We start from the raw sequence: 23,931 nt of genomic DNA on the forward strand, positions 1-23,931 counted from the left end.
TCCCGTCAGGCGCTCATACCGAGCGCCTCACCCCTAAGCAGACTCTCCAGCGGCACAGGTTTGCCAATCAAATAGCCCTGAAAATAGTCAATGCCCAGCGCTTCAGCCGCATGGCGGATCTCTTCGCTTTCAACATACTCCGCCACCACCAGCATCTTTTTCATCCGCGCAAGATGACAGATCGAAGCGACAATCTGGTAATCCAGACTATTGCTGACGATGTTACGAATAAAGCTGCCGTCGATCTTCAGAATATCGGCATCCACGTTTTTCAAGCGCGCATAGCTGGCGTAGCCGGTACCAAAATCATCTATGGCAATCCGGCACCCCATCTGCTGCAGATGGTTGACGGTCTGCATCGCCAGCCCGGCGTTGCCGAAGCTGCTGCTTTCGGTGATCTCGAAGATGAGCTGCCAGCTCTCAATGGCATATTTTTGCAACATCCGGCTGACCTCAAGCGGCAGCTGGGCCCGGCAAACGGACGTTGGCGAAAGGTTAATGGCGAACCGCTGCCCCGGGAGCGTTTCGCGATTCTTCGCCATAAACTGAAGCGTCTTCTCCAGCACCAGCAGATCAATTCGCGACGAAAGGCCAAACTCCATGGCAACGGGCAAAAAGATATCGGGCGAGATCAGCCCGGCATCACCATTTTGCAGGCGGAGCAGTATCTCGTGATAGCTATCGCCGCGGATGCCCTGTACGGGCTGCGCCAGCAGGGTAAACTCATCTTTTTCCAGCGCCCGCTGCACGCGATTCATCATCGCAACCTTGTCTTTCAGACCGCGCTGCAGGTTGATTGCGCCCCGCTGCTGCAGGTTTTCCGGGTGGTTGGTCGCCAGAGAGAGATCCGCAATGGTACTCAGCTCACCCAGCAGCAGATAGATATGCACCACCGGTGAACGCACATAGCAGTAACTGACCCCCACCTGCGGCTGCAGCGGCATCCCATCCCAGATAAAGCGAAAGCGTTTGATGTGCAGATCCAGCTCTTCAATACGGGATTGGTGCAGCTCGGTATTTAAACGCAACACTAAATCGTGACCCGAGAGTTGATAGATGCACTCATCCGGCTGCAGATAATCATTCAGCCAGGCGGCCAGCTTCTGTTTGTACTGGATGCGCAGCAGTACGCCATAGTTACGCCCCAAAACTTCCAGTTCAGGGATGCGCAAGAAACAGAGCACCGACCAGGGTTTTTTGCCCAGGGCACGATTGAGCGCCCGCAGGTTTGGCATGTGCACCACCGGATCGAGAAACGCCAGCCGACGGGCGCGAATATTGATGGCCCGCTGTCGCGTCGCCAGTACCGCCATATAGACCACCACGAAGGTAAAGACCAGATAACTGGAGGAGGTAATGGTGAGCTGAATATCGTATCCCTGCGACCAGGGGATGTAGCGGTAAAAATAGTGAATAGAGACGATCAGCACTGGAGTCCAGATCAGAGACATCAGCTTATAACCAAAGCGCATCGATCCCCAAAGCATGACCGGCATCAGCAGCGACAGCGTGTAGTTGGTACTGAAGATACTGCTGTTTTCGTTAATCGGCCATAACAGCAGGGCCAGTAAGGCACTGTTGATCAACATCCAGGTGACAGCTTCTGCCAGCGACACTTTGCGGTCTATCTGGCTCCTAATCTGCGATATCAGGCTGCGCAGATAGCGGGGATGACGGAGGATGCGGATGATCACATAGCTGAAGGGCACCCCTGTCAGGCAGCCAACCAGTAACCCCTGATAGTTAATCAGCGAGCGGATCCCGGGAGTACTGATACCGGCCAGGTCAAACCGCGTCTGGTAAACGCCGAGGTAAACCGCGAACTGAAATAGCAGGAGAAAAATCGTGGCCGGGCAGAACATCTGCCAGAACATCCGTTGCGCGATAAGCCGTGCGTCGCCATAGGCAGTCATATTACGTCGGGGTGTGAAGACCCGATATCCGCCCCAACTGAGAGTTATAGGGATCAGGAAATGCGCAATGGCAATCGCCGTTTCGTAGTCGCCAATCGAGGGATAATAGTGCAGGAAGAGCGCAACCATAATGCCCGGCACTGCCGCCATTCCATAAAACAGCATGAGCGCGAGTAACAACGCCAGCGGCATATAGTAGAGCACCACCAGACTCCCCTCAACCTGGGTGTAGGTAGTAGCTAAGCGCGCAATGGGCAGCAGCACGATCGGCAGAAGCATCGGCAGCGCCCACCAGCGATCTTTGTATTTTTTGTATAAAGTGAAAATAGTCATAGATGCCATAGTAAACCCGCTGATCCCGGGGGTAATTCAGACAGGCATCCAACCTGACACTGTTGCCGCGCATCGAATAACGATTACACGAAGGGAATAAAAGATTTTAATTAGCAACGGCGGGTGACATTTGACTTAAATCAAAAATATTAATATCGCTCAATTAGATTCACATTTTTTGACCACACTTTTGTGCTAATTATCAATGGCGTAAATAAGTTAATTATTATACATAACATTAAGTGAGTGAGTTGTTGACGCAATTTTACATTACGATTAATTGACCCCTGCCCGCCCGTATGCCTTAATGGCGTACCGCCCGCAGGGTATTATCAGGAAAACAACAGTGAGTCAGGCCACACGTATGCGAAGACGACATCGGTTTAACACTCGGATGACGCGTATCATACTGCTAATCAGCTTCTTCTTTTTCCTTGGCCGTTTCGTCTATTCCTCTATAGGTGCCTGGTATCACCATCAGGAGAAAAAACAGGCCCAGCAATCCAGCCTCTCTGTCGATTATGCCGGGCGTTCCACATCGACAATTAATTAATCGTTTGGTTTTTATTGGTTAATTTAATTATTCTGTTGTTTGTAATAAACGAATAATTTCGCTCATTCCTTTGCTCAGTATTTTGTCCTGACGCATAACAATAGCCAGCTGGCGCTGTAATACCGGCGTAAGCGATTGTACGCATAATCCCTGTCTGTCCTGCGCGCAGGCGACCGCCATGCGGGGAATAATGCTGTACCCCAGCCCGACACGAACCATACGCTTGATCGCTTCGATGCTGCCGGACTGCATCACCGGCTGCACCTCCACGCCGCTTGCCTGGAACCAGGCGTCGATGACCGTACGCGTACTGCTTCCCGCACTAAAGGCGATAAAGGGTCGATCCTGTAGATGCTCAGCGGTCAGCATGCCGAACTGCCTCTGCTCTTCCCCGGCGGCGATATAGACAAACTCCTCATTCATCACCGGTGCGATCGAAAGCGCAGACCCGGCAGCCGGGAGTGTCACCAGCCCCAGATCGAGACGGTTCTCCTCGATAGCGCGAACAATCTCAAGGGTATTGCCGGTGGTGACGCCAACCCGCAGCAGCGGATGATCCTGACGCAGCTGCTGCAACAGAGGTGGCAGCAGATGGATGCAGGCCGTGGCACCCATTCCGAGGGTAATGGTGCCGCTCACCTCATGGCTGAAGGCCCCTATCGCGCGTATCGCCTCATCCACCGCCTGCTCGATGCGCTCGCCGTGCGTAAGTAACGTGAGCCCCGCCGCGGTGGCTTTAATCCCCCGTCCGGTTCGCTCGATTAATCGCGCCTGCAGAAACTGCTCCAGCTGGCGGATCTGCAGACTGACGGCCGGTTGCGAAAGTCCCAGCAGATCCGCCGCGGCAGAAAAACTGCCCCGCTGCACCACCAGACGAAAGGTCGCCAGCTGTCCAAGATTCAGCGTCGTCATCACAAAGTTTCTCTTATAGGAGCCATAAACGCACCGGCCTGCCAGGGTCCTGATGCAACCGATATGCTCAGCATAACGCCCTGATGGAATGAAAGATAATGAAAAACCCTGCCCTGCCCCGCGCCCTCTCCCTCACTGCTGGCTGTAACCAGCTTATCAACTGGGGGATCTCTTTTTATATGCCCGGCACCTTTGCCCGGGCGATATCGGCGGATACCGGCTGGTCGTCAGCGCAAATCTACTCGGGCCTGACGCTCGCCATGCTGGTGATGGCTGCCCTCTCGCCGTTTGTCGCCCGCTTACTGGCGCGGATCGGCGGCCAGCGTGTGGTGATGACCGGCTCCCTGCTGATCGCCTTGAGTTGTCTGCTTATGGCTTACACGCACTCGCTTATGACCTGGTACAGCGCCTGGGTGTTAACTGGCATCGGTATGCGCCTGTCGCTGTACGACGCACTGTTTGCGGCGCTAGTGAATCTCTACGGTCAGCAGGCGCGGCGAACGATCTCCCGCGTGACGCTGGCGGGCGGGCTGGCCTCGGTGGTCTTCTGGCCGCTGGGAGAGGCACTGCTCATGGTCATGAACTGGCGTGAAGCGCTGCTGATCTATGCCCTGTTCGGCCTGCTGAGCGCCGCGTTAATCCTGTCGCTACCCAATCAAACTCACCCTCTAGCCAACAAACCCGCCGCCCGTGCCGGGGGAGAGGATCGTCGCAACGGCTGGCTGTACGCCGCGTTTATCGCCCTCATCACCTTTGTCTCTAACGGCACCTCGACCCATCTGCCGGAATTTATCGCCAGCGTCGGCCTGCCGGTGACCATCGGCATGTTATGGGGAATTGGGCAGACCGGGGCGCGGTTCCTGGAGGTGGTGGCCGGAGCGGGACTGACTCCGCTGCGCCTGACGCTGCTCACCGCGCTTGCCATGCCGGTCTGCTTTCTGCTGGGGCTCAGCACTACGCTCTGGCTCTGGTCAGCCGCCGGTTTTGTGCTGGGCTATGGGGCGATTAACGGCCTGGTGACCATCGTCAAAGCTACGCTGCCGTTGCAGCTGTTTGCTCCTGAAGAGTACGCCAAACGCACCGGGGTGCTGCTGATCCCTGCCCAGCTGATGGCGGCAGCTTCCCCGCTGGCCTATGCATGGCTGAACCGGATATTGGGCATGGCGGGCGCGATGTGGCTGTCGTGGGGGCTGACGCTGGTGATTGCCGGGCTGGCGGTGGCTATCGTCAAGGGTCAGGCATCGCGCCATGCTGAGGGCATCCCTGCCCTGAGTGACTAAAGAACAAATCCGCCGTCAATGGTCAGGCTTGCCCCGGTCATGTAGCCGGATGATGTCCCGGCAAGCCAGGCCGCCAGCGAGGCGATTTCGTCCGGCTCGCCCATTCTTTGCAACGGGATGCTCCCGACGATCTGCTCCGCCATCCCGGCGGTCATATCGGTGGCGATGGGCCCTGGCTGAATGTTGTTAATGGTGATGCGCCGTGGCGCCAGATCCAGAGCGAGGTTCTGCACCATCGATGCCACCGCCGCTTTGCTCATGGCATAAACGCTGCTGCCCGCATGCCCGGTACGCACGGCGGTATTGCTGCCGATGGTGATAATCCTCCCCCCTTCCGTCATCGGCTTCACCGCTGCCTGAATGGCGAGGAAGACGCCGCGTACGTTGACCGACAGCGTGGCGTCCAGATCCGCCAGGGCATACTCCTCAATCGTTCCAGGGCGAAGCACACCCGCGTTCACCACCGCGACATCCAGCCTGCCGTAGCGGCGCAGCGTCGTATCCACTGCCGCCTGGATTGCTGCCGCATCTGCGCTGTCGGCTTCAATGGCTATCGCCTGGCCGCCCTGACGCGCAATGGTTGATACCAGCGCCTGCGCCCGGTCCGGACGGGATACCCAGGTAATGGCAACCCGATAGCCCTCGCGCGCCAGTCGCGCCGCAATGGCCGCTCCGATCCCGCGTGCCCCGCCGAAAATCAACGCTACTTTTTCGTGATTCATGATGGTCATTCTCCTGTTGGCTTGAGCACCCACCCGGGTGCCTCTGCAGACACCCTGCCAGCAGAAACTCCCCTGCGCATGCGCGGAATGTATCGCACTGTATCCCCGCCGCCCTGCTTACGCAGCCATACAAAAAAGCCGCCCACAGCAAACAGACCCGATACATAAAAATGGTTTTCTGTACCTGTTGTCACTGATTACCTGAAGAGGAGATACCCGGATGATGCATCGAAATGTCCTGCTCACGCTGTTCGCCTTGTCATCAGGCTGTACCTGGGCCGCACCGTTAAGCGGGCTTAGTGCGGCGGAGGTGAATGGCCTTGCTGCCGTCGCACCGCTCGAACAACCCCAGCCCCCGGCGAAGCTGATTGTGGATCCACCGCTGGCGGGCCCGCTAAGTAAAGGCGCGGTCTTTATTCAATACCGCGCAGAGAACATGCGCATTGAACCGGTGTTCGGGCCTGAGGCGCTGAAAGTGACGCCGCGCATCGGCCATATCCATGTCATCGTGGATGACAACCCCTGGCACTGGGCCGACGCCAGCGGTGAACCGGTCATTCTGGTGGGGCTACCCGCAGGTCATCACAAGGTGACCCTTATTCTCGCCGACCCAACTCATAAACCTGTTGATCGTAAAACCATTGAATTTACCGTGCCGCCGCATGCCGCGGTTATGCACTGAACGCAACCCCTGACCTATTTTTGAGGATTTAAACCATGAAAACATTATTGATTGCTGTCCTGACCTTCACTGCCGCAATGGCCTCTTCCGCTTTCGCCGCCCAGGAAATTAACCAGCCTCAGGGAGAGCAAAAGATTGGCACCGTTTCCGACAGCAGCGGTGCGACGTCGCTGGCGGATCTGGAGGCAAAACTGCAGGCCAAAGCCGATAAAGCGGGCGCCAGCGCGTTTCGTATTACCTCCGCCGGGGGGAATAACACCCTGTCCGGCACCGCCGATATTTATCGCTGAGGCGTAACCATGAAAAAAGTGTCTATCCATACCGTTGCGGTGGGCCTGCTGCTGGCCGCCACCAGCGGCTCCGCGCTGGCGAATAATAAAACCGTCGTTCTGGTGCACGGCGCGTTTGCCGACGGCAGCAGTTGGAACCGCGTGATCGACAAGCTGCAACGCCAGCATACCGAGGTCATCGCCGTTCAGCTGCCGCTCACCTCGCTGAAAGAGGATGTCGCCGCAACCCAGCGCGCCATCGCCCGGGCCCACGGGGATGTGGTGCTGGTAGGCCACTCCTGGGGCGGCACGGTGATAAGCGAGGCGGGTAACGATGCGCGGGTCAAAGCGCTGGTTTACGTGGCGGCGTTTGCCCCGGACTCAGGCCAGTCGACGGCGGCGCTGGCGGACAGCTACCCTGCCCCGCCGGGGAGCGCTGGGATTGCTAAAACCGCAGAGGGTTTTCTCTATTTGCCGGGCAAATCGGTACGTCAGGATTTTGCGCCGGACATTAAGGCTGATGAGCAAAACAGACTGACCGCCACTCAGGGCCCGATCCGTGCGGATGCCTTTGCGGAAAAGGTCACGCATGCGGCCTGGCACGATAAGCCGAGCTGGTATGTCGTCAGCAAGAGTGACCGGATGATCAACCCGGATCTGGAGCGGGCAATGGCGAAAGCGATAGATGCCAAAGCCAGCGAGGTGGCGGCAAGCCATGTGTCGATGGTGAGTCAACCGGAGGAGATTGTCCGGGTGATTGAGCAAGCGGTGAAATGAGACCGATGAAAAAAAGCCCGCACGATGCGGGCTTGATTTATATGCGCTTAACAGGCGGGATTTATTCCCACTCGATCGTCGCCGGTGGCTTACCGCTGATGTCATACACCACGCGGGAAATACCGTTCACTTCGTTGATAATACGGTTGGACACGCGGCCCAGGAAGTCATACGGCAGGTGCGCCCAGTGGGCAGTCATAAAGTCGATGGTCTCCACCGCACGCAGGGAGACAACCCAGTCGTACTTACGGCCATCGCCCATTACGCCGACGGAGCGAACCGGCAGGAAGACGGTGAACGCCTGGCTCACTTTGTTGTACAGGTCAGCTTTGTGCAGCTCTTCAATGAAGATCGCGTCCGCACGACGCAGCAGGTCGCAGTACTCTTTCTTCACTTCGCCCAGCACGCGCACGCCCAGACCCGGCCCCGGGAACGGATGACGGTAGAGCATGTCATACGGCAGACCCAGTTCCAGACCGATCTTACGCACTTCGTCTTTGAACAGCTCGCGCAGCGGCTCAACCAGACCCATCTTCATCTCTTTCGGCAGGCCGCCCACGTTGTGGTGAGATTTGATGACGTGTGCTTTACCGGTGGCGGATGCTGCGGATTCGATCACGTCAGGGTAGATGGTGCCCTGCGCCAGCCACTTCACATCTTCCAGCTTCAGCGCTTCTTCATCGAACACTTCAACGAAGACGCGGCCAATGATTTTACGTTTGGCTTCCGGATCGTTTTCACCCGCCAGCGCGTCGAGGAAGCGCTGCTCGCCTTCCACGTGAACGATGTTCAGACCGAAGTGGTCGCCGAACATGTCCATCACCTGCTGGGCTTCGTTCAGGCGCAGCAGACCGTTGTCGACGAAGACGCAGGTCAGGTTTTTGCCGATGGCGCGGTGCAGCAGCATCGCGGTCACGGAGGAGTCAACGCCGCCGGACAGACCGAGGATCACTTTGTCGTCACCCACCTGCTGGCGGATACGCTCCACGGCGTCGTCGATGATTTTTGCTGGCGTCCACAGCGCTTCACACTGGCAGATGTCGATGACAAAACGCTCCAGCATGCGCAGGCCCTGACGGGTGTGGGTCACTTCCGGGTGGAACTGCACGCCGTAGAAGCGCTTCTCTTCGTTCGCCATGATGGCAAACGGGCAGCTCTCGGTGCTGGCAACGGTCACGAAGTCGGACGGGATAGCGGTGACTTTGTCGCCGTGACTCATCCAGACGTCGAGCAGCGCTTTGCCGTCGGCGGTCAGGGAGTCTTCGATACCGCGGATCAGGGCGCTGTCGGTCTGTACTTCAACCTGTGCATAGCCGAACTCACGCTCGTTGGAGCCCTCTACATGGCCACCCAGCTGCATCGCCATGGTCTGCATGCCGTAGCAGACGCCGAACACCGGCACACCGGCTTCGAATACATACTGCGGCGCGCGCGGGCTGTTCTCTTCGGTGGTGCTTTCCGGGCCGCCAGAGAGAATGATACCGCTTGGGTTGAATTCGCGAATCTGTGCTTCCGTGACATCCCACGCCCACAGTTCACAGTAAACGCCCAGCTCACGTACGCGACGTGCCACCAGCTGAGTGTACTGCGAACCGAAATCCAGAATGAGAATGCGATGTTTATGAATATTTTCCGTCATTGACGCTAATTCCGAGGCAAGTGAAACAAAATCGCCCGGCTTATAGCCGGGCGTGGAAATTTATCAGGAGCCCATGCGGTAGTTCGGGGACTCTTTGGTGATGGTCACGTCGTGAACGTGACTTTCCTGGATACCCGCACCGCTGATACGCACAAATTCCGCTTTGGTACGTAACAGGTCAATAGTACCACAGCCGGTCAGGCCCATACAGGAGCGCAGGCCGCCCATCTGCTGGTGGATGATCTCTTTCAGGTAGCCTTTATAGGCCACGCGGCCTTCGATACCTTCCGGCACCAGTTTGTCAGCAGCGTTGTCGGTCTGGAAGTAGCGGTCGGAGGAGCCTTTGGACATCGCGCCCAGAGAGCCCATTCCACGGTAAGATTTATAAGAACGACCCTGGAACAGTTCGATTTCGCCCGGAGACTCTTCGGTACCGGCCAGCATGGAACCCACCATTACCGCTGCCGCACCGGCCGCGATCGCTTTCGCGATATCACCAGAGAAACGGATACCGCCGTCAGCGATAACCGGAATGCCGGTGCCTTCCAGCGCTTCTACCGCGTCAGATACCGCAGTGATCTGCGGAACGCCCACGCCGGTCACGATACGGGTGGTACAGATGGAGCCTGGGCCGATACCCACTTTCACTGCGCTACAGCCCGCTTCAGCCAGGGCACGCGCGCCCGCGCCGGTTGCCACGTTACCGCCGATGATCTGCAGGTCAGGGTATTTTGCACGGGTCTCACGAATACGCTGGAGAACGCCTTCGGAGTGGCCATGAGAGGAGTCGATCAGCAGCACGTCAACGCCCGCCGCAACCAGCGCATCAACGCGCTCTTCGTTGCCCGCACCTGCGCCCACCGCCGCGCCAACGCGCAGACGGCCATGCTCGTCTTTACAGGCGTTCGGTTTACGTTCTGCTTTCTGGAAGTCTTTAACGGTGATCATGCCGCGCAGGTGGAAGCTGTCGTCCACAACCAGCGCTTTTTCAACGCGTTTTTCGTGCATTTTTGCGAAGACCACGTCGCGGGATTCACCCTCACGCACGGTGACCAGACGCTCTTTCGGGGTCATGTAAACGCTGACTGGCTGGTTCAGGTCGGTGACGAAACGCACGTCACGGCCAGTGATGATGCCCACCAGTTCGTTATCGGAGGTGACAACCGGATAGCCTGCAAAACCATTACGCTCGGTCAGCGCTTTCACTTGGTGCAGGGTGGTGGTTGGCAGAACGGTTTGTGGGTCGGTAACGATGCCAGATTCATGTTTCTTCACGCGGCGAACTTCTTCCGCCTGACGCTCGATAGACATGTTTTTATGAATAAAGCCAATGCCGCCTTCCTGAGCCAGGGCGATAGCCAGGCGCGCTTCCGTCACGGTGTCCATTGCCGCGGAGAGCATAGGAATGTTCAGGCGAATGGTCTTGGTTAACTGCGTGCTAAGGTCGGCAGTATTCGGCAGAACGGTGGAATGAGCGGGAACGAGGAGGACGTCGTCAAACGTCAGTGCTTCTTTAGCGATACGTAGCATGGGCAATATCTCTGACCTGGGTGGTTAAATATTGCCGTGGCATTATACAGAGCGTAACCGATTGCATCCACACTTTTTTATAAATAATGCTTGCGATTGCCTCTTATCAGGTTACTATCGACTGAATAACCTGCTGATTTAGAATTTGATCCCGCTCACATGTTATCCTCCCAGTCCCCCTCAATTTATACTGTTAGCCGCCTGAATCAGACGGTCCGCTTGCTGCTTGAGCAGGAAATAGGCCAGGTGTGGATCAGCGGAGAGATCTCCAATTTCACCCAGCCGGCGTCCGGTCACTGGTACTTCACCCTGAAGGACAATACCGCTCAGGTGCGCTGCGCGATGTTCCGCAACAGCAACCGCCGGGTGACCTTCCGTCCGCAGCACGGGCAGCAGGTGTTGGTTCGCGCCAGTATCACGCTGTACGAGCCGCGCGGTGATTATCAGATTATCGTTGAGAGCATGCAGCCTGCGGGGGAAGGGCTTCTTCAGCAAAAATATGAGCAGCTGAAAGCGGCGCTTTCCGCTGAGGGCCTGTTCGATCAGCAGTACAAACAGCCCCTCCCCTCCCCCGCCCACTGCGTGGGGGTGATCACCTCGAAAACCGGCGCCGCGCTGCATGACATTCTGCACGTCCTGAAACGCCGCGACCCTTCCCTGCCGGTCGTTATCTATCCGACCGCGGTGCAAGGCGATGATGCGCCGGGTCAAATTGTCCGCGCCATTGCGCTTGCTAACGCCCGTCAGGAGTGTGATGTGCTGATTGTCGGGCGCGGCGGTGGCTCGCTGGAGGATCTCTGGAGCTTTAACGACGAACGGGTGGCGCGGGCAATTTTTGCCAGCCGGATCCCGGTAGTCAGCGCCGTCGGCCATGAAACTGACGTCACTATCGCCGATTTTGTCGCCGACCTGCGCGCGCCGACGCCGTCTGCCGCGGCAGAAGTGGTAAGCCGTAACCAGCTTGAGCTGCTGCGCCAGCTGCAAAACGGCCAGCAACGGCTGGAGATGGCGATGGACTATTTCCTCGCCAACCGCACCCGTCGCTTTACCCAGCTTCATCATCGTCTGCAACAGCAGCACCCGCAGCTGCGCCTGGCGCGCCAGCAAACCGTGCTGGAACGTCTGCGCCAGCGGATGAACGTGGCGGTGGATAGTCAGCTTAAACGGGCGGTGCAACGCCAGCAGCGCGTTACCCAGCGCCTGAACCAGCACAACCCGCAGCCGCGTATTTACCGCGCGCAAACCCGCATTCAGCAGCTGGAGTATCGCCTTGCGGAGAATCTGCGTGCCCGCCTGAGCAGCACCCGCGAGCGTTTTGGTAATGCGGTCACCCACCTGGAAGCCGTCAGCCCGCTCTCAACCCTGGCGCGCGGCTACAGCGTGACCACGGCAACCGACGGCAAAGTGCTGAAGCAGACGAAACAGGTTAAAGCGGGGGATGTGCTTACTACCCGCCTGTCAGACGGCTGGGTGGAAAGCGAAGTGAAAGGCGTGACGCCGGCCAGGAAAACCCGCGCCCGCAAAAAGGCCTGACGCGGTTAATTCCGGGGGGCGGGACTCACCATCACCATCGCCAGCGATAACGCGGAGAAGGCCAGCAGCGCCCACGCCGCGCCGACAAATCCATACAGCTGGCCAAAGAGCACCGAGCCGATAATCTGCCCGACCGCCAGCATCAGAAAGGCAACGCTGACCCCGGCCGCAGGCGAAGGCTCCGCGACCCGCGCCCCCTGAACCAGCAGCACGCCGGATAAAATCACATATCCCGCCCCGCTCATCGCCACCACCGGTACCAGCCACCAGGCAAAGCCCTTGCTGAAGGCCAGGGCAATCAGCGACCCCGCCATAAAGATCTGCGATCCGCGATAAACCCCGCGCATGCCGATGCGTTTCGCCAGGCTGCCGGTAAATACGGCGGCCACCCCAGCCCCGCCGCTCACCAGCCACAGGATGTTGGTGGCGGCGTCCTCCAGACTGGTATGGCGCTGCAAAAGCTCGGGGCCAAAGCTCCACCAGGCGGCGCTGGCGATGCCGCTGACCAGCGCAATAGCGGAGAGCCGAATCATCCCCGGTTTATGCATCAGGCTGCGCCAGCCCGGGGTCGTTTCGCCCGCCCTTCCCGCGCGGGGCAGATAGCGCCAGACGGGAAGAAGAGAGGCTAACGCCAGCAGGGCAAAGATCGCGCAGGCAACCCGCCAGCCGCCCGGCACAAAAAACAGCACCGGCACCGACAGAATGATGCCGCCGCTGGTCCCGGCATTGATAATGGTGTTCACCTGAGTTTGCCGCTCGGGGTTAACCCCGATGCTTACGGCCCCTGCCAGGGCGGGAGACGCCAGCCCCGAACTGAGGCCAGCAATGAACAGGCCCACGGCCAGCACCGGCGGCGAAGGGGCGAACGCCAGAATCAGCAGCCCGGCCGCCGCCGTTTAGGCCGCCAGAACCGCCGGCAAGCGCGGCCCGAAGCGCTCAGTGAGAGACGAGGCGAAAAAAACCGACAGGCAATAGGCCCCGTAGCTGCAGGCGGCAATCAGGCCCGCGGCCTGCGGCGAGAAAGGGATAGCCTGCCGGATATCCGGCAGCATGATGCCCCATGAAAAGCGCGCCATCCCATAGGTGATAGCGATCAAGGTAAATCCTGTGATGGCCAGAGCCAGGTTTTTCTTCATGCCGTTCCTCGCGTTGGGTCGTTAAAACCTAAACCCTGTGCGCCGGGTGCGCCACTTTTTCGCCCCGCGACTTGTCCGACTTGCCTGCCGTTTTGCTGCGATGGCATACACTTAAGCTGTTGCTTTTTTCGGCATTGCCATAACAGGAGAGACGCATGACCCGAACCTATAGCGTGATCCCGCCCTATATCCTTCGCCGTATTATTGAGAGCGGCTCTGAGCCGCAGCAGCGCTGCGCTCGCCAGACCCTGACCCATGTCCAGACGCTGATGGCCCACATGCCGGGCAAACCTGTCGCGCCGCACGTGAACAGACCCGGGCAGCTGGAGCGGGACATTTACGACGCCAGGCAGACCCAGGAGCTGCCGGGCACCCAGGTGCGCTATGAGGGGCAGCGCTCTAACGGCGACGTGGCGGTGGACGAAGCCTACGATTATCTGGGCATCACCCATGATTTTTTCTGGAAAAACTATCAGCGTGACTCCCTCGATAACAAAGGGCTAATCCTCACCGGTACCGTGCATTATGGCCGGGAGTATCAGAACGCCTTCTGGAACGGGCAGCAGATGGTCTTTGGCGACGGGGACGGTGAGATTTTTAACCGCTTTACCATCGCCATCGACGTGGTCGCCCACGAGCTGAGCCACGGCGTCACCGAAACCGAAGCCGGGCTTATCTACTTTGAACAGTCCGGGGCGCTGAACGAGTCGTTATCTGACGTTTTTGGTGCGCTGGTGAAGCAGTATCATCTTAAGCAAACCGCCGATAAGGCCGACTGGCTGATTGGCGAAGGCCTGCTGGCAGAGGGCGTTAACGGCAAGGCTCTGCGTTCCATGTCCGAGCCGGGCAGCGCCTACGACGATCCACTGCTGGGCAAAGATCCGCAGCCGGGGCATATGGATGATTTCATTAAAACCCGTGAGGACAATGGCGGCGTTCATCTGAACTCCGGCATCCCTAACCGCGCCTTTTACCTGGCGGCCACCGCCATTGGGGGCTATGCCTGGGAAAAGGCTGGCTACGCCTGGTACGATACGGTGTGCGATCGCAACCTGGCGCAGGACGCAGATTTTGCCGCCTTTGCACGGCTGACCATCTATCACGGAGAGAAACGCGCCGGCGGCGACGTGGCGGCAGCCATTGAACAGGCCTGGAAGAGCACAGGAGTACTGTAAATGCAGATCCCGGAACTGACGGATGACGCCGTGGTTGAGCTGGCCCGCGAGGGCGGCGTCGCTTTTATTCCTAAGCTGAGCGGCCTGCGGCGTATCGCCCTCTCGGAACTGAACGAGCAGCAGCGCCAGCGGGTGGTAGCGATCCTCGACCAGGCGCTGAACCTTGGCCAGCCGCCCGGCCAGGCATCATCACCGGGGCGCGGGGATCAGCGCTATTTTCGCATCCAGATCGTCTGGACCCGGCACAACCAGGCGCAGTATACCGACGTGATCCTACTGGTGCCGGAACAGGAAGCCCCGCCCTCGCTGGTAGATTTGTGGCGTAAGGGCGAAGACTGCGTCTGCGATTAAGCGCCGGGCAGGACGAACTCAACGCGCTTTTTCGAGATCAGGCCGTGGCCGTTCTGGCAGAAATAGTCCACCGCACCGCAGGCTTTTAACACCTCGAGCGGCTTATGGCACTCCGGGCAGCGCGCTTCCAGGGCAATATCCTGGTTGCAGTTTTCACAATGCGCCACGCCGTTTTGCGGTTCAATCTCCGCATGGCAATCCGGGCAGGTAATCGACATGATGACTCCTTGAAAGGATATTCAGTACGCTGTTGATTTTAACACGATGCGCTCAGTGGGGGCCACGTAGCTGTTGCTGTAATGTCAGCAGGCATGTTACTTCCTCCAGCCGACGTTGCGTTGTGCGGCTCACCTCCTGCGGGGCACGTTCAAACAGGCTCTGCTCCCCCAGGATATGCTCCGCCAGACAGTGGGCGTAAATCGTGCCGCCAAAACGCCAGCTCTGAACAACCTGCCCCTTATCAATGAGCTCCAGCACATCTTCCGCTCCGCGCCGGTCGTGGCTGAGGATACGGCCGTCACGCAGATAGAGCCGCAGCCCTTTTTGCCCGCCGCTCGGCCCCGCATATTTGTTGAGCCAGATATCCACCGGCACGCCGCTAATCTGCCCCTGAAGATGCGCCTCGCCTTCCGCGGTGGTCAGGTCGCCTTTAGCGATATCGCGCCCCAGCCGATCTCTGGCGGTCACCACCTGCAAGGCCAGATCCCCACTGCCGCCCAGATAGCGCACCGTTTCGCGCATCATCGCCAGTACGTGCGTGCCGATATCGAGGATCACCCCATCCGGGTGGCGAAGCGTCCGGGTATCCGGCTCGCCGGTGGCAAAGTTAAGCGCGACAGGTTCCCCCGCCGCGTTAAACCCGCTCGGCTCCTGCAAAAAGCCCTCGATCCTGACGATGTCAGAGAAGGAGCCGATCAGCCCCAGACGTATCAGATGAATGCGCGCCATCCAGTGATCGAGCGCCAGCACCCGGGAGGCCGCCTCCGGCCTCGCCAGCAGCGATGTCAGTTTTTCGGCCTGGGCAAGCGTGGCGACAATCGGTTTTTCGACCACAATCCTCGATATGGAGGAGGCCAGCGCCTGCTCAAGCACATCCAGATGGTGTAGTGATGAGGTCGTGATAAAAAGCGTATCGAGGGGGCGGGCAAGGAGGTCGTCGAGCGCAGGAGATCGGGTGATGCCTGCAAGGGTCTTTGCGGGCTGGATATCAAACCCCAGAGAGTGGAGTGAATCACCAAAGGTATTTTGTAGTGCGGGCAGGTAGGCGGTTTCAACCACCGCGCCAAGCCCGACAAATCCAATCTGCATCTGTTACCTCTTTCGTTGCATTGCCGGGGCGTAACACCGCCCCGGCCAGGAAAGGTCAGATTCAGGCGTTGGTTACGGGTTTCGGCTCACTTTTCGTTTGCGCATTTTCCAGCATACGACGCACCGGAACAATGAGCACCGTCAGAACAGCGGCACAAATCAGCAGGGCAATGGAGCAGCGCGCGAAGAGGTCCGGCAGCATATCCAGCTGGTCGGCCTTCACGTGCCCGCCAATCAGGCCCGCCGCCAGGTTGCCCAGCGCGCTGGCGCAGAACCACAGCCCCATCATCTGACCGCGCATTCTTTCCGGGGCCAGCAGGGTCATGGTCGCCAGACCAATCGGGCTCAGGCACAGTTCACCGAGGGTCAGCATCAGAATACTGCCCACCAGCCAGAATGGGGAGACACCCGCCCCACCGTTACTGAGGACATTCTGCGCCGCCAGCATCATCAGGCCAAAGCCCCCTGCCGCGCACAGAATACCGATCACGAACTTGGTGATGCTGCTCGGACGAATATTGTTTTGCGCCAGTTTAGGCCAGGCCCAGCTAAAGACCGGCGCCAGCAGAATAATAAACAGGGCGTTAATTGACTGGAACCACACGGCCGGGATTTCAAAATCGCCGATCATGCGATTGGTGTAGTCGTTCGCAAACAGGTTGAATGAGGTCGGCTTTTGCTCGAACGCAGACCAGAAGAAGGCCGCAGAGACCAGCAGAATAAAGCAGACCAGCAGTCTGGCGCGCTCTTTCCGGTTCAGGCCGGCAAAGGCAAACAGCCAGATGAAGTAGAGCGCCACAGAGGCGGCAATCACATACACCAGCACGCTGGCAACGGCGACCGGGTTAATGACAATCACGCCCTGAGCAATCAGGGTAACAATAATCGCAATACCCACTGCCAGTGCCAGCAGCCAGCCGCCGACACCGTTTTTCTTCGCAACCGGGCTGTTCCAGGTGGAGTCCAGCCCCACTTCACTGTCATAGCGTTTCATGGCCGGTACGGCAAACAGGCGGAAGATGACCAGCGCCACCAGCATCCCGATGCCGCCGATACCAAAGCCCCAGTGCCAGCCGTGGGATTTAATCAACCAGCCGGAGATCAGCGGCGCGATAAATGACCCCATGTTGATGCCCATATAGAACAGCGAGAAGCCGCCGTCACGACGCGCATCGCCTTTCTTATACAGGGTGCCGACCATTACCGAGATACAGGTTTTAAACAGGCCCGAACCAAGGACAATAAACATCAGGCCGATAAAGAACAGGTTGTTACCCATCACCGCAGAAAGCGCAATCGACAGGTGGCCGAGCGCAATCAGGATCGAACCGTACCAGACCGCTCTTTGCTGGCCGAGCCAGTTATCCGCCAGCCAGCCGCCCGGCAGTGCGGCCAGGTACATGGTTCCGGCGAAGATACCGACGATAGCGGAGGCATTTTCACGCGCCAGCCCCATGCCGCCATCATAGACGGTGGCCGCCATAAAGAGGATCAGCAGCGGACGGATACCGTAAAACGAGAAGCGCTCCCACATCTCCGTGAAAAACAGCGCGCCGAGCGGATAAGGATGGCCGAAGAAAGTTCGGCTTTCGTTTTTATTAACAGAGGATTGCATAATTCTCCCGAGATGATGTGTCGTCGTACTTGTTAGCACCGGAAGTCAGCCGCCCCGTTAGCATTCGGGTGGCTTTTTTACATCCGGCGAAATGTTATTTAACCATTTGATAACCTGAAGCAACTTTTGTCCAGCCCCTGGTGCACCACCAAAAGATGAAAGTTCGACAATCATCTTATTTCTTAGATTTTATGTTGGATAAACATGAATAGTGATTGACATCACATCAATAATTATTCGTTCCTGTCAGGCATAAAAAAACCCGCGACAGGCGCGGGTTTTTTGGCAGAGCAGCAAAGATTATTTGCTTTTCTTGATGTGTTTAATCAAACGCTTACGTTTACGCATCTGGTTCGGCGTCAGGGTGTTGCGTTTGTTAGCAAACGGGTTATCCCCTTCCTTGAACTGGATACGGATCGGCGTACCCATTACGTCCAGCGATTTGCGGAAGTAGTTCATCAGGTAACGTTTGTAGGAGTCCGGCAGATCCTTCACCTGGTTACCGTGAATAACCACGATAGGTGGGTTATAACCACCGGCGTGCGCATACTTCAGCTTCACGCGACGACCACGCACCAGCGGTGGCTGGTGGTCTTCTGCCGCCATGGTCATGATGCGGGTCAGCATCGCGGTACCGACACGGCGGGTAGAGCTGTCGTAGGCTTCGCGTACGGATTCAAACAGGTTGCCGACGCCGCTACCGTGCAGGGCAGAGATGAAATGCACACGAGCAAAGTCGATAAAGCCCAGACGGAAGTCGAGGGTCTCTTTCACCTGCTCACGCACTTCATTGCTCAGGCCATCCCACTTGTTGACGACGATAACGAGTGAGCGCCCACTGTTGAGGATAAAGCCGAGCAGGGAGAGATCCTGGTCGGAGATACCTTCACGGGCATCGATAACCAGCATCACCACGTTGGCATCTTCAATCGCCTGCAGGGTTTTGATTACCGAGAATTTTTCCACTACATCGGTGATTTTGCCGCGCTTACGCACGCCCGCGGTGTCGATCAGCACATATTCACGCTCGTCGCGCTGCATCGGGATGTAGATGCTGTCACGGGTCGTGCCCGGCATGTCGTAGACCACCACGCGGTCTTCACCGAGAATACGGTTAGTAAGCGTTGACTTACCGACGTTTGGACGGCCCACAATCGCCAGCTTGATCGGCAGATCCTGTGGATTGAAGTCGTCTTCAGGCTCTTCTTCGCCCTCTTCGCTCTCTTCAAACTGCGCCCAGTATTCCGCGTCTTCATCCACCTCTTCTGGCGGGTTGATCTCATCAACAAACGGCAGCAGCGCGGTTTCCAGCAGGCTGGTCACGCCACGACCGTGAGAGGCGGCGATCGGGTAGATATCACCCAGGCCTAATGACCAGAAATCGGCCATCGCCTGGTCGGCATCGATACCGTCAGTTTTGTTCGCCACCAGGAACGTTGCTTTTTCACGTGAGCGCAGATGCTTGGCAATAGCCGAGTCGGCAGGCATCAGGCCCGCGCGCGCATCGACCATAAACAGCACGATATCGGCCTCTTCGATCGCCAGCAGGGATTGCTCCGCCATGCGGGTTTCCACGCCGTCCTCTGTACCGTCGATACCACCGGTATCGATACAGATAAACTCACGACCTTCCACTTCTGCACGACCGTACTTACGGTCACGCGTGAGCCCCGGGAAATCCGCAACCAGCGCATCACGGGTGCGTGTTAAACGGTTAAAAAGAGTGGATTTTCCAACGTTCGGGCGCCCGACAAGCGCGACCACAGGTACCATGTTTAAAGCCTCATAAAATTCGATATCACGTCGCATTTGCGGCGTTTTTTAAAAAATCAAAACGGCCCCTGAAGCAACAGGAGCCGTTGAGTATACTACAACCGCGGTGATTAACGCGTGATCGCGTACAGCGTGCCGTCTTTTGCCTGGATCAGCAGTTTACCGTCAACCGATACCGGCTCGGTCAGGAAGCCGGAACTGTCGACCTTCTCCTGCGCGACAAAACGACCGTTGCTCGGGTCAATCCAGTGCATATAGCCTTCGCTATCACCCACCACCAGGCTGCCGTTATAGAGTGCCGGCGCGGTCAGCAGACGGTGCAGCAGATCGCTTTGCGTCCACAGCGTCACGCCGCCTTCAGTGCTCAGGGCCAGCACGCGATCGTTCTGATCGACCAGGTAGATGCGGTTGCCGTCAACGATGAAATCGTTCACCGAGCCCAGCTCACGTTTCCACATGATTTGACCACTACGCAGATCCATCGCGGTCAGGTTGCCGTTATAGGCCAGCGCATACACAACGCCATTCACGATAACCGGCGTGGTATCGACGTCGCTCAGACGGTCGATTTCGGTCGGACCGGTAGCCTGAGAGATACGCTGCTGCCAGATCAGCTGACCTTGCTGCATCAGTACGGCGCTAACGCGACCGTTATCACCGCCGACAATGGCGGCGCCAAACGCGGTAGCCGGAGCCGATTCGCCGCGCAGGGAGAGCGCAGGCATATCCAGGTTCACGGTCCATTTCACCGCGCCGTCAGTTTCATTCAGCGCCTGCAGCTGACCGTTTGCGGTATGCACCAGCACCATGCCGTCGCTGACGACCGGACGAGAGAGCGATTCGCCCGCCACGCGGGTCTGCCAGGCAATGGAGCCATCGCTGGCGTTAAGAGCATAGACCTGTGCCTTCTCGCTGCCGATATAGACATGGCCACCGGCGACCGTTACACCACCGGAGAGCAGCGCAGGCGTGCGTGACAGCCAGCCGCTTTTTTCTGCGAGGTTAACCGACCACACTTCTTTGCCGTCGTCGGCATTCAGGGCTTTCACCGTGCCTTTACGGTCAGCCGCATAGACAACGCCGTCCGCAGAAGCCGGATGCAGGTTAGAGTAGAAATCACCAATCCCGTCGCCCACGGAGGTGCTCCAGGCGGTAGAAGGTTCAAACTGGTTTTCAACCGTCGGCAGTGGCGACATGGTCACGACATCTTCTTCACCGCTGAACAGTGAACAGCCGCTCAATAACGTAACGGAAAGCAGTCCTGGCAGAAGTAATTTACGCAATTGCATCGGGTCCCTCTCAGACGGACAAATTATTTATTTTCATCTGCAGCATTTCGCTCAGCGCTGGCGAAGCGTTGCTTTTCACGCCCGCTTCCCACGCGCTGCGCGCGCCCTGTTTGTCACCTTTGCTCAGCAATGCTTCGCCACGCAGGTCGGCAACAATGGCGGCGTAACCTTCACCTTTAACGCTGTCCAGCGTTTTCAGCGCGTCGTCAGTTTTTTTCTGCTGAACCTGAATACGGGCGAGACGCAGGTTGATAACCGCTTTCAGATTATCGTCGCTTGCTGATGCCAGACCCTGCTGCAGCTGGGCTGCCGCTTTGTCCAGTTCATTCTTATCAACAAACTGCTGAGCCACTTCCAGGGAAGCCAGCGCACCGTAGGTGTTTTTGTTGTCTGCGGCAAATTTCTCTGCCGCCGCCAGCGTTTGTGGCTGATCGGCGCGGATTGCGCTAACGGTATTTTCATACTGTAAGGAAGAACCACGGGCAGAATCGACCTGATGATTGTTCCAGTAACGCCAGCCCACCAGGGCGCCAACACCTAAAATGACCCCAACAGCCAGGGCTTTGCCGTTTTCAGCAAAGAAGCGTTTAAGTGCATCAACCTGGTCGTTTTCGTTCTCGTAAATTTCCACGCAGTCCTTCTCCTTAGCCCAGTAGAGTGCGCAAGTGCGCCGCAACGCCGTCCTGCGTTACCGTTGTTTGCTCACCAGAGCGCAGATCTTTCACTACCACTTCGCCGTTAGCCACTTCTGACTCGCCAAGTACCAGTGCGATACGCGCGCCCCACTTATCGGCACGGGCGAACTGTTTTTTAAAGTTGCCGCCGCCGTGGTTGGTCATCAGCTTAGCCTCCGGGAGCGCATCGCGCACGCGTTCGGCAAGCTGCATTGCCGCAGACTGCGTTTCCGCGCCTGAGGCTACCAGGTATATATCGACAACAGGATCGGCTTTAAATTCCGGATTAACTGCCTGAACTAACAAAACAAGTCGCTCAAGGCCCATGGCGAAGCCAACGGCAGGTGCAGGGCGACCGCCTAACTGCTCAACCAGACCGTCATAACGGCCACCGGCACAGACAGTCCCCTGGGAACCCAGGCTGGTAGTGACCCACTCAAAGACGGTGCGGTTATAGTAATCCAGGCCACGTACCAGGCGCTGGTTAACCGTATAGGTAATACCGGCAGCTTCCAGCAGTTTGCACAGACCGGCAAAGTGTTCGCGGGAGTCGTCATCCAGGTAATCACCCAGCGCAGGCGCATCGTTCAGCAGCGCCTGCACGTCCGGGTTCTTGGAGTCCAGCACGCGCAGCGGGTTGCTGTACATACGACGTTTGCAGTCTTCGTCCAGCTTCTCTTTGTGCAGTTCCAGGAAGGCCACCAGCGCATCGCGGTAGTTCGCGCGCGCTTCAAGAGAACCGATAGAGTTCAGCTCCAGCGTAACATGTTCGGCGATGCCCAGCGCACGCCACCAGCGCGCGGTAAGCATGATCAGCTCAGCGTCGATATCCGGCCCCTGCAGGCCAAAGGCTTCGACACCCAGCTGGTTAAACTGGCGGTAGCGGCCCTTCTGCGGACGTTCGTGGCGGAACATCGGGCCGATATACCACAGGCGTTGCTCCTGATTGTACAGGAGACCATGCTCGATGCCGGCGCGAACACAGCCCGCCGTACCTTCCGGACGTAAAGTCAGGCTGTCGCCGTTACGATCCTCAAAGGTATACATCTCTTTTTCAACCACATCGGTCACTTCGCCGATAGCGCGCTTGAATAACGGGGTCTGCTCTACAATCGGCAAACGGATTTCGCTGTAACCGTAGCTGCCGAGCACCTGCTTCAGGGTGCCTTCAATGCGCTGCCAGATGGCGGTCTCGGCAGGCAGATAATCGTTCATGCCGCGAATGGCTTGAATATTCTTTGCCACGTTTGTTCTCTTTCTATAGACAAAAATGAACCCTGGGGTTCATAACCGAAGGGTTCAATCATACACAGGAAGCATACCGCTTCCCATCACGTTATTTTTCGACCTGGTGCACGCTGATGCGCTGCGCTTCATCAAGCATGGTCGCTTTGGCGCGGATTCGGGCTTCAAGCTGATCGATCATGTCGCTATTATCCAGACGATCTTTGCGAACGCCATCTTCATAGAGACCACTTTTCTTGTTGCCGCCCGTTACACCAAGCGTTGACACCAGCGCTTCACCCGGACCGTTTACCACGCAGCCGATAATCGAGACATCCATTGGGGTGATGATATCTTCCAGACGCTGCTCAAGGGCATTCACGGTACCGATGACATCAAACTCCTGACGCGAACAGGTCGGGCAGGCGATAAAGTTGATGCCACGGGAGCGGATACGCAGGGATTTCAGAATATCGAAACCGACTTTGATCTCTTCGACCGGATCGGCGGCCAGCGAGACGCGCAGGGTATCGCCAATGCCTTCGTTCAGCAGCAGGCCGAGGCCAATGGCTGACTTCACCGCCCCACTGCGCGCGCCACCGGCTTCGGTGATCCCCAGGTGCAGCGGCTGATCGATCTGCTTCGCAAGCAGACGATAGGATTCAACGGCAAGGAAAACATCAGAGGCTTTCACGCTGACTTTGAATTGATCGAAGTTCAGGCGATCGAGATGATCCACATGACGCATGGCCGATTCCAGCAGCGCCTGCGGCGTCGGTTCGCCATACTTTTCCTGCAGATCTTTTTCCAGAGAACCGGCGTTCACGCCGATACGGATGGGGATGTTTTTATCGCGGGCGCAATCCACCACCGCACGAATACGCTCTTCGCTGCCGATATTGCCGGGGTTGATACGCAGACAATCGACACCGTATTTCGCCACTTTCAGCGCGATGCGGTAATCGAAGTGAATATCGGCAACCAGCGGAACAGAGACCTGCTGCTTGATGAGTTTGAATGCTTCTGCCGCATCCATCGTTGGCACGGAAACGCGAACAATGTCCGCACCTACGCGTTCTAACGCTTTGATCTGATTGACCGTCGCTTCCACATCCGTGGTGCGGGTGTTGGTCATCGACTGAACGGCGATGGGGGCACCATCGCCGATTGGCACATTTCCGACGTAAATACGTTTCGATTTTCTACGTGGAATAGGAGCCTGGTTATGCATGAAAAATCTCCC

Annotated in this window: 23 protein-coding genes; 8 read left to right on the forward strand and 15 right to left on the reverse strand. The window is 57.7% G+C overall.

Going from position 1 to position 23,931, the window contains the following annotated elements; translation table 11 throughout:
- Window positions 1-5 precede the first annotated feature (5 nt).
- The gene (locus tag C2U54_RS21935) at window positions 6-2,246 is read right to left on the reverse strand and encodes a sensor domain-containing phosphodiesterase (RefSeq protein ID WP_103180691.1); all 2,241 of its coding nucleotides are present in this window, start codon (window positions 2,244-2,246) and stop codon (window positions 6-8) included.
- A 346-nt stretch (window positions 2,247-2,592) separates the two neighbouring features.
- On the opposite strand from C2U54_RS21935, the gene C2U54_RS21940 reads away from it, so the two are divergent.
- Window positions 2,593-2,799: a YfgG family protein gene (locus tag C2U54_RS21940; RefSeq protein ID WP_103180692.1), complete on the forward strand. Its 207-nt coding sequence runs from the start codon at window positions 2,593-2,595 to the stop codon at window positions 2,797-2,799.
- 27 nt (window positions 2,800-2,826) lie between these two features.
- On the opposite strand, the gene C2U54_RS21945 is transcribed toward C2U54_RS21940, so the two are convergent.
- Window positions 2,827-3,711, reverse strand: coding sequence for a LysR family transcriptional regulator (locus C2U54_RS21945; protein WP_103180693.1), 885 nt, complete (start codon window positions 3,709-3,711; stop codon window positions 2,827-2,829).
- A gap of 98 nt (window positions 3,712-3,809) precedes the next feature.
- Here C2U54_RS21945 and C2U54_RS21950 point away from each other — a divergent pair, with 98 nt between their 5' ends.
- On the forward strand, window positions 3,810-4,991 hold the full coding sequence (locus C2U54_RS21950; RefSeq protein WP_103180694.1) for an MFS transporter: 1,182 nt from the start codon (window positions 3,810-3,812) through the stop codon (window positions 4,989-4,991).
- Here the strand turns inward: C2U54_RS21950 and C2U54_RS21955 are convergent.
- The gene (locus C2U54_RS21955; RefSeq protein ID WP_103181121.1) at window positions 4,988-5,713 is read right to left on the reverse strand and encodes an SDR family oxidoreductase; all 726 of its coding nucleotides are present in this window, start codon (window positions 5,711-5,713) and stop codon (window positions 4,988-4,990) included. The two genes, C2U54_RS21950 and C2U54_RS21955, sit on opposite strands and share 4 nt — an antisense overlap.
- A gap of 220 nt (window positions 5,714-5,933) precedes the next feature.
- Between C2U54_RS21955 and C2U54_RS21960 the strand changes: the two genes are divergently transcribed.
- Genes C2U54_RS21960 through C2U54_RS21970 form a run of 3 tightly spaced genes read left to right on the forward strand, consistent with a single transcriptional unit; the run spans window position 5,934 to window position 7,441 of the window.
- The gene (locus tag C2U54_RS21960; RefSeq protein ID WP_103180695.1) at window positions 5,934-6,395 is read left to right on the forward strand and encodes a DUF6130 family protein; all 462 of its coding nucleotides are present in this window, start codon (window positions 5,934-5,936) and stop codon (window positions 6,393-6,395) included.
- A gap of 35 nt (window positions 6,396-6,430) precedes the next feature.
- A complete protein-coding gene (locus C2U54_RS21965; protein WP_103180696.1) occupies window positions 6,431-6,685 on the forward strand; it encodes a DUF1471 domain-containing protein in 255 nt (84 codons plus the stop codon).
- Window positions 6,686-6,694: 9 nt separating this feature from the next.
- Complete coding sequence (locus tag C2U54_RS21970; protein ID WP_103180697.1) at window positions 6,695-7,441, forward strand: alpha/beta fold hydrolase; 747 nt, start codon at window positions 6,695-6,697, stop codon at window positions 7,439-7,441.
- Window positions 7,442-7,502: 61 nt separating this feature from the next.
- On the opposite strand, the gene guaA is transcribed toward C2U54_RS21970, so the two are convergent.
- Entirely contained in the window at window positions 7,503-9,080 is a 1,578-nt protein-coding gene (guaA, locus tag C2U54_RS21975) for a glutamine-hydrolyzing GMP synthase (protein ID WP_103180698.1), read from the reverse strand.
- A 63-nt stretch (window positions 9,081-9,143) separates the two neighbouring features.
- On the reverse strand, window positions 9,144-10,610 hold the full coding sequence (gene guaB, locus C2U54_RS21980; protein WP_103180699.1) for an IMP dehydrogenase: 1,467 nt from the start codon (window positions 10,608-10,610) through the stop codon (window positions 9,144-9,146).
- A gap of 159 nt (window positions 10,611-10,769) precedes the next feature.
- Here guaB and xseA point away from each other — a divergent pair, with 159 nt between their 5' ends.
- Entirely contained in the window at window positions 10,770-12,143 is a 1,374-nt protein-coding gene (gene xseA / locus C2U54_RS21985; RefSeq protein WP_103180700.1) for an exodeoxyribonuclease VII large subunit, read from the forward strand.
- Between the two features lie 5 nt (window positions 12,144-12,148).
- Here xseA and C2U54_RS21990 read toward each other — a convergent pair whose 3' ends face one another.
- A complete protein-coding gene (locus C2U54_RS21990; RefSeq protein WP_327059509.1) occupies window positions 12,149-12,982 on the reverse strand; it encodes an MFS transporter in 834 nt (277 codons plus the stop codon).
- A gap of 57 nt (window positions 12,983-13,039) precedes the next feature.
- Window positions 13,040-13,279, reverse strand: a complete 240-nt coding sequence (locus C2U54_RS27990; RefSeq protein WP_327059510.1) for a YbfB/YjiJ family MFS transporter — start codon at window positions 13,277-13,279, stop codon at window positions 13,040-13,042.
- 155 nt (window positions 13,280-13,434) lie between these two features.
- On the opposite strand from C2U54_RS27990, the gene C2U54_RS21995 reads away from it, so the two are divergent.
- Window positions 13,435-14,454 carry a M4 family metallopeptidase gene (locus C2U54_RS21995; RefSeq protein WP_103180701.1) on the forward strand — a complete coding sequence of 340 codons (1,020 nt, stop codon included), beginning with the start codon at window positions 13,435-13,437 and terminating at the stop codon, window positions 14,452-14,454.
- Window positions 14,455-14,805 carry a protealysin inhibitor emfourin gene (locus tag C2U54_RS22000; RefSeq protein WP_103180702.1) on the forward strand — a complete coding sequence of 117 codons (351 nt, stop codon included), beginning with the start codon at window positions 14,455-14,457 and terminating at the stop codon, window positions 14,803-14,805.
- Here the strand turns inward: C2U54_RS22000 and C2U54_RS22005 are convergent.
- From C2U54_RS22005 to ispG, 8 genes are all read right to left on the reverse strand, one after another.
- A complete protein-coding gene (locus tag C2U54_RS22005; RefSeq protein ID WP_103180703.1) occupies window positions 14,802-15,023 on the reverse strand; it encodes a zinc ribbon domain-containing protein in 222 nt (73 codons plus the stop codon). The genes C2U54_RS22000 and C2U54_RS22005 overlap by 4 nt on opposite strands.
- A 52-nt stretch (window positions 15,024-15,075) precedes the next feature.
- Window positions 15,076-16,113 carry a Gfo/Idh/MocA family oxidoreductase gene (locus C2U54_RS22010; protein ID WP_103180704.1) on the reverse strand — a complete coding sequence of 346 codons (1,038 nt, stop codon included), beginning with the start codon at window positions 16,111-16,113 and terminating at the stop codon, window positions 15,076-15,078.
- Window positions 16,114-16,174: 61 nt separating this feature from the next.
- Entirely contained in the window at window positions 16,175-17,728 is a 1,554-nt protein-coding gene (locus C2U54_RS22015) for a peptide MFS transporter (RefSeq protein WP_103180705.1), read from the reverse strand.
- A 300-nt stretch (window positions 17,729-18,028) separates the two neighbouring features.
- Complete coding sequence (gene der, locus C2U54_RS22020; protein WP_103181122.1) at window positions 18,029-19,501, reverse strand: ribosome biogenesis GTPase Der; 1,473 nt, start codon at window positions 19,499-19,501, stop codon at window positions 18,029-18,031.
- A gap of 110 nt (window positions 19,502-19,611) precedes the next feature.
- On the reverse strand, window positions 19,612-20,790 hold the full coding sequence (gene bamB / locus C2U54_RS22025) for an outer membrane protein assembly factor BamB (RefSeq protein WP_103180706.1): 1,179 nt from the start codon (window positions 20,788-20,790) through the stop codon (window positions 19,612-19,614).
- Between the two features lie 10 nt (window positions 20,791-20,800).
- Window positions 20,801-21,421 carry a YfgM family protein gene (locus C2U54_RS22030; RefSeq protein ID WP_103180707.1) on the reverse strand — a complete coding sequence of 207 codons (621 nt, stop codon included), beginning with the start codon at window positions 21,419-21,421 and terminating at the stop codon, window positions 20,801-20,803.
- A gap of 13 nt (window positions 21,422-21,434) precedes the next feature.
- Complete coding sequence (gene hisS / locus C2U54_RS22035; protein WP_103180708.1) at window positions 21,435-22,709, reverse strand: histidine--tRNA ligase; 1,275 nt, start codon at window positions 22,707-22,709, stop codon at window positions 21,435-21,437.
- A 91-nt stretch (window positions 22,710-22,800) separates the two neighbouring features.
- Window positions 22,801-23,919, reverse strand: coding sequence for a flavodoxin-dependent (E)-4-hydroxy-3-methylbut-2-enyl-diphosphate synthase (ispG, locus tag C2U54_RS22040; protein WP_103180709.1), 1,119 nt, complete (start codon window positions 23,917-23,919; stop codon window positions 22,801-22,803).
- Window positions 23,920-23,931: the final 12 nt, after the last annotated feature.

Source organism: Leclercia sp. LSNIH1 (assembly GCF_002902985.1).
Lineage (GTDB): Bacteria > Pseudomonadota > Gammaproteobacteria > Enterobacterales > Enterobacteriaceae > Enterobacter.

Bases quoted from the DNA above. Each gene is read 5' to 3' on its own strand.
- guaB (WP_103180699.1), bottom strand. From the start codon at position 10,610: ATGCTACGTATCGCTAAAGAAGCACTGACGTTTGACGACGTCCTCCTC.
- C2U54_RS21960 (WP_103180695.1), top strand. From the start codon at position 5,934: ATGATGCATCGAAATGTCCTGCTCACGCTGTTCGCCTTGTCATCAGGC.
- C2U54_RS21965 (WP_103180696.1), top strand. From the start codon at position 6,431: ATGAAAACATTATTGATTGCTGTCCTGACCTTCACTGCCGCAATGGCC.
- C2U54_RS21970 (WP_103180697.1), top strand. From the start codon at position 6,695: ATGAAAAAAGTGTCTATCCATACCGTTGCGGTGGGCCTGCTGCTGGCC.
- C2U54_RS22000 (WP_103180702.1), top strand. From the start codon at position 14,455: ATGCAGATCCCGGAACTGACGGATGACGCCGTGGTTGAGCTGGCCCGC.
- C2U54_RS21995 (WP_103180701.1), top strand. From the start codon at position 13,435: ATGACCCGAACCTATAGCGTGATCCCGCCCTATATCCTTCGCCGTATT.
- C2U54_RS21955 (WP_103181121.1), bottom strand. From the start codon at position 5,713: ATGAATCACGAAAAAGTAGCGTTGATTTTCGGCGGGGCACGCGGGATC.
- C2U54_RS22010 (WP_103180704.1), bottom strand. From the start codon at position 16,113: ATGCAGATTGGATTTGTCGGGCTTGGCGCGGTGGTTGAAACCGCCTAC.
- C2U54_RS27990 (WP_327059510.1), bottom strand. From the start codon at position 13,279: ATGAAGAAAAACCTGGCTCTGGCCATCACAGGATTTACCTTGATCGCT.
- C2U54_RS22015 (WP_103180705.1), bottom strand. From the start codon at position 17,728: ATGCAATCCTCTGTTAATAAAAACGAAAGCCGAACTTTCTTCGGCCAT.
- C2U54_RS21935 (WP_103180691.1), bottom strand. From the start codon at position 2,246: ATGACTATTTTCACTTTATACAAAAAATACAAAGATCGCTGGTGGGCG.
- guaA (WP_103180698.1), bottom strand. From the start codon at position 9,080: ATGACGGAAAATATTCATAAACATCGCATTCTCATTCTGGATTTCGGT.
- bamB (WP_103180706.1), bottom strand. From the start codon at position 20,790: ATGCAATTGCGTAAATTACTTCTGCCAGGACTGCTTTCCGTTACGTTA.
- C2U54_RS21945 (WP_103180693.1), bottom strand. From the start codon at position 3,711: ATGACGACGCTGAATCTTGGACAGCTGGCGACCTTTCGTCTGGTGGTG.
- der (WP_103181122.1), bottom strand. From the start codon at position 19,501: ATGGTACCTGTGGTCGCGCTTGTCGGGCGCCCGAACGTTGGAAAATCC.
- xseA (WP_103180700.1), top strand. From the start codon at position 10,770: ATGTTATCCTCCCAGTCCCCCTCAATTTATACTGTTAGCCGCCTGAAT.
- C2U54_RS21950 (WP_103180694.1), top strand. From the start codon at position 3,810: ATGAAAAACCCTGCCCTGCCCCGCGCCCTCTCCCTCACTGCTGGCTGT.
- C2U54_RS22005 (WP_103180703.1), bottom strand. From the start codon at position 15,023: ATGTCGATTACCTGCCCGGATTGCCATGCGGAGATTGAACCGCAAAAC.
- ispG (WP_103180709.1), bottom strand. From the start codon at position 23,919: ATGCATAACCAGGCTCCTATTCCACGTAGAAAATCGAAACGTATTTAC.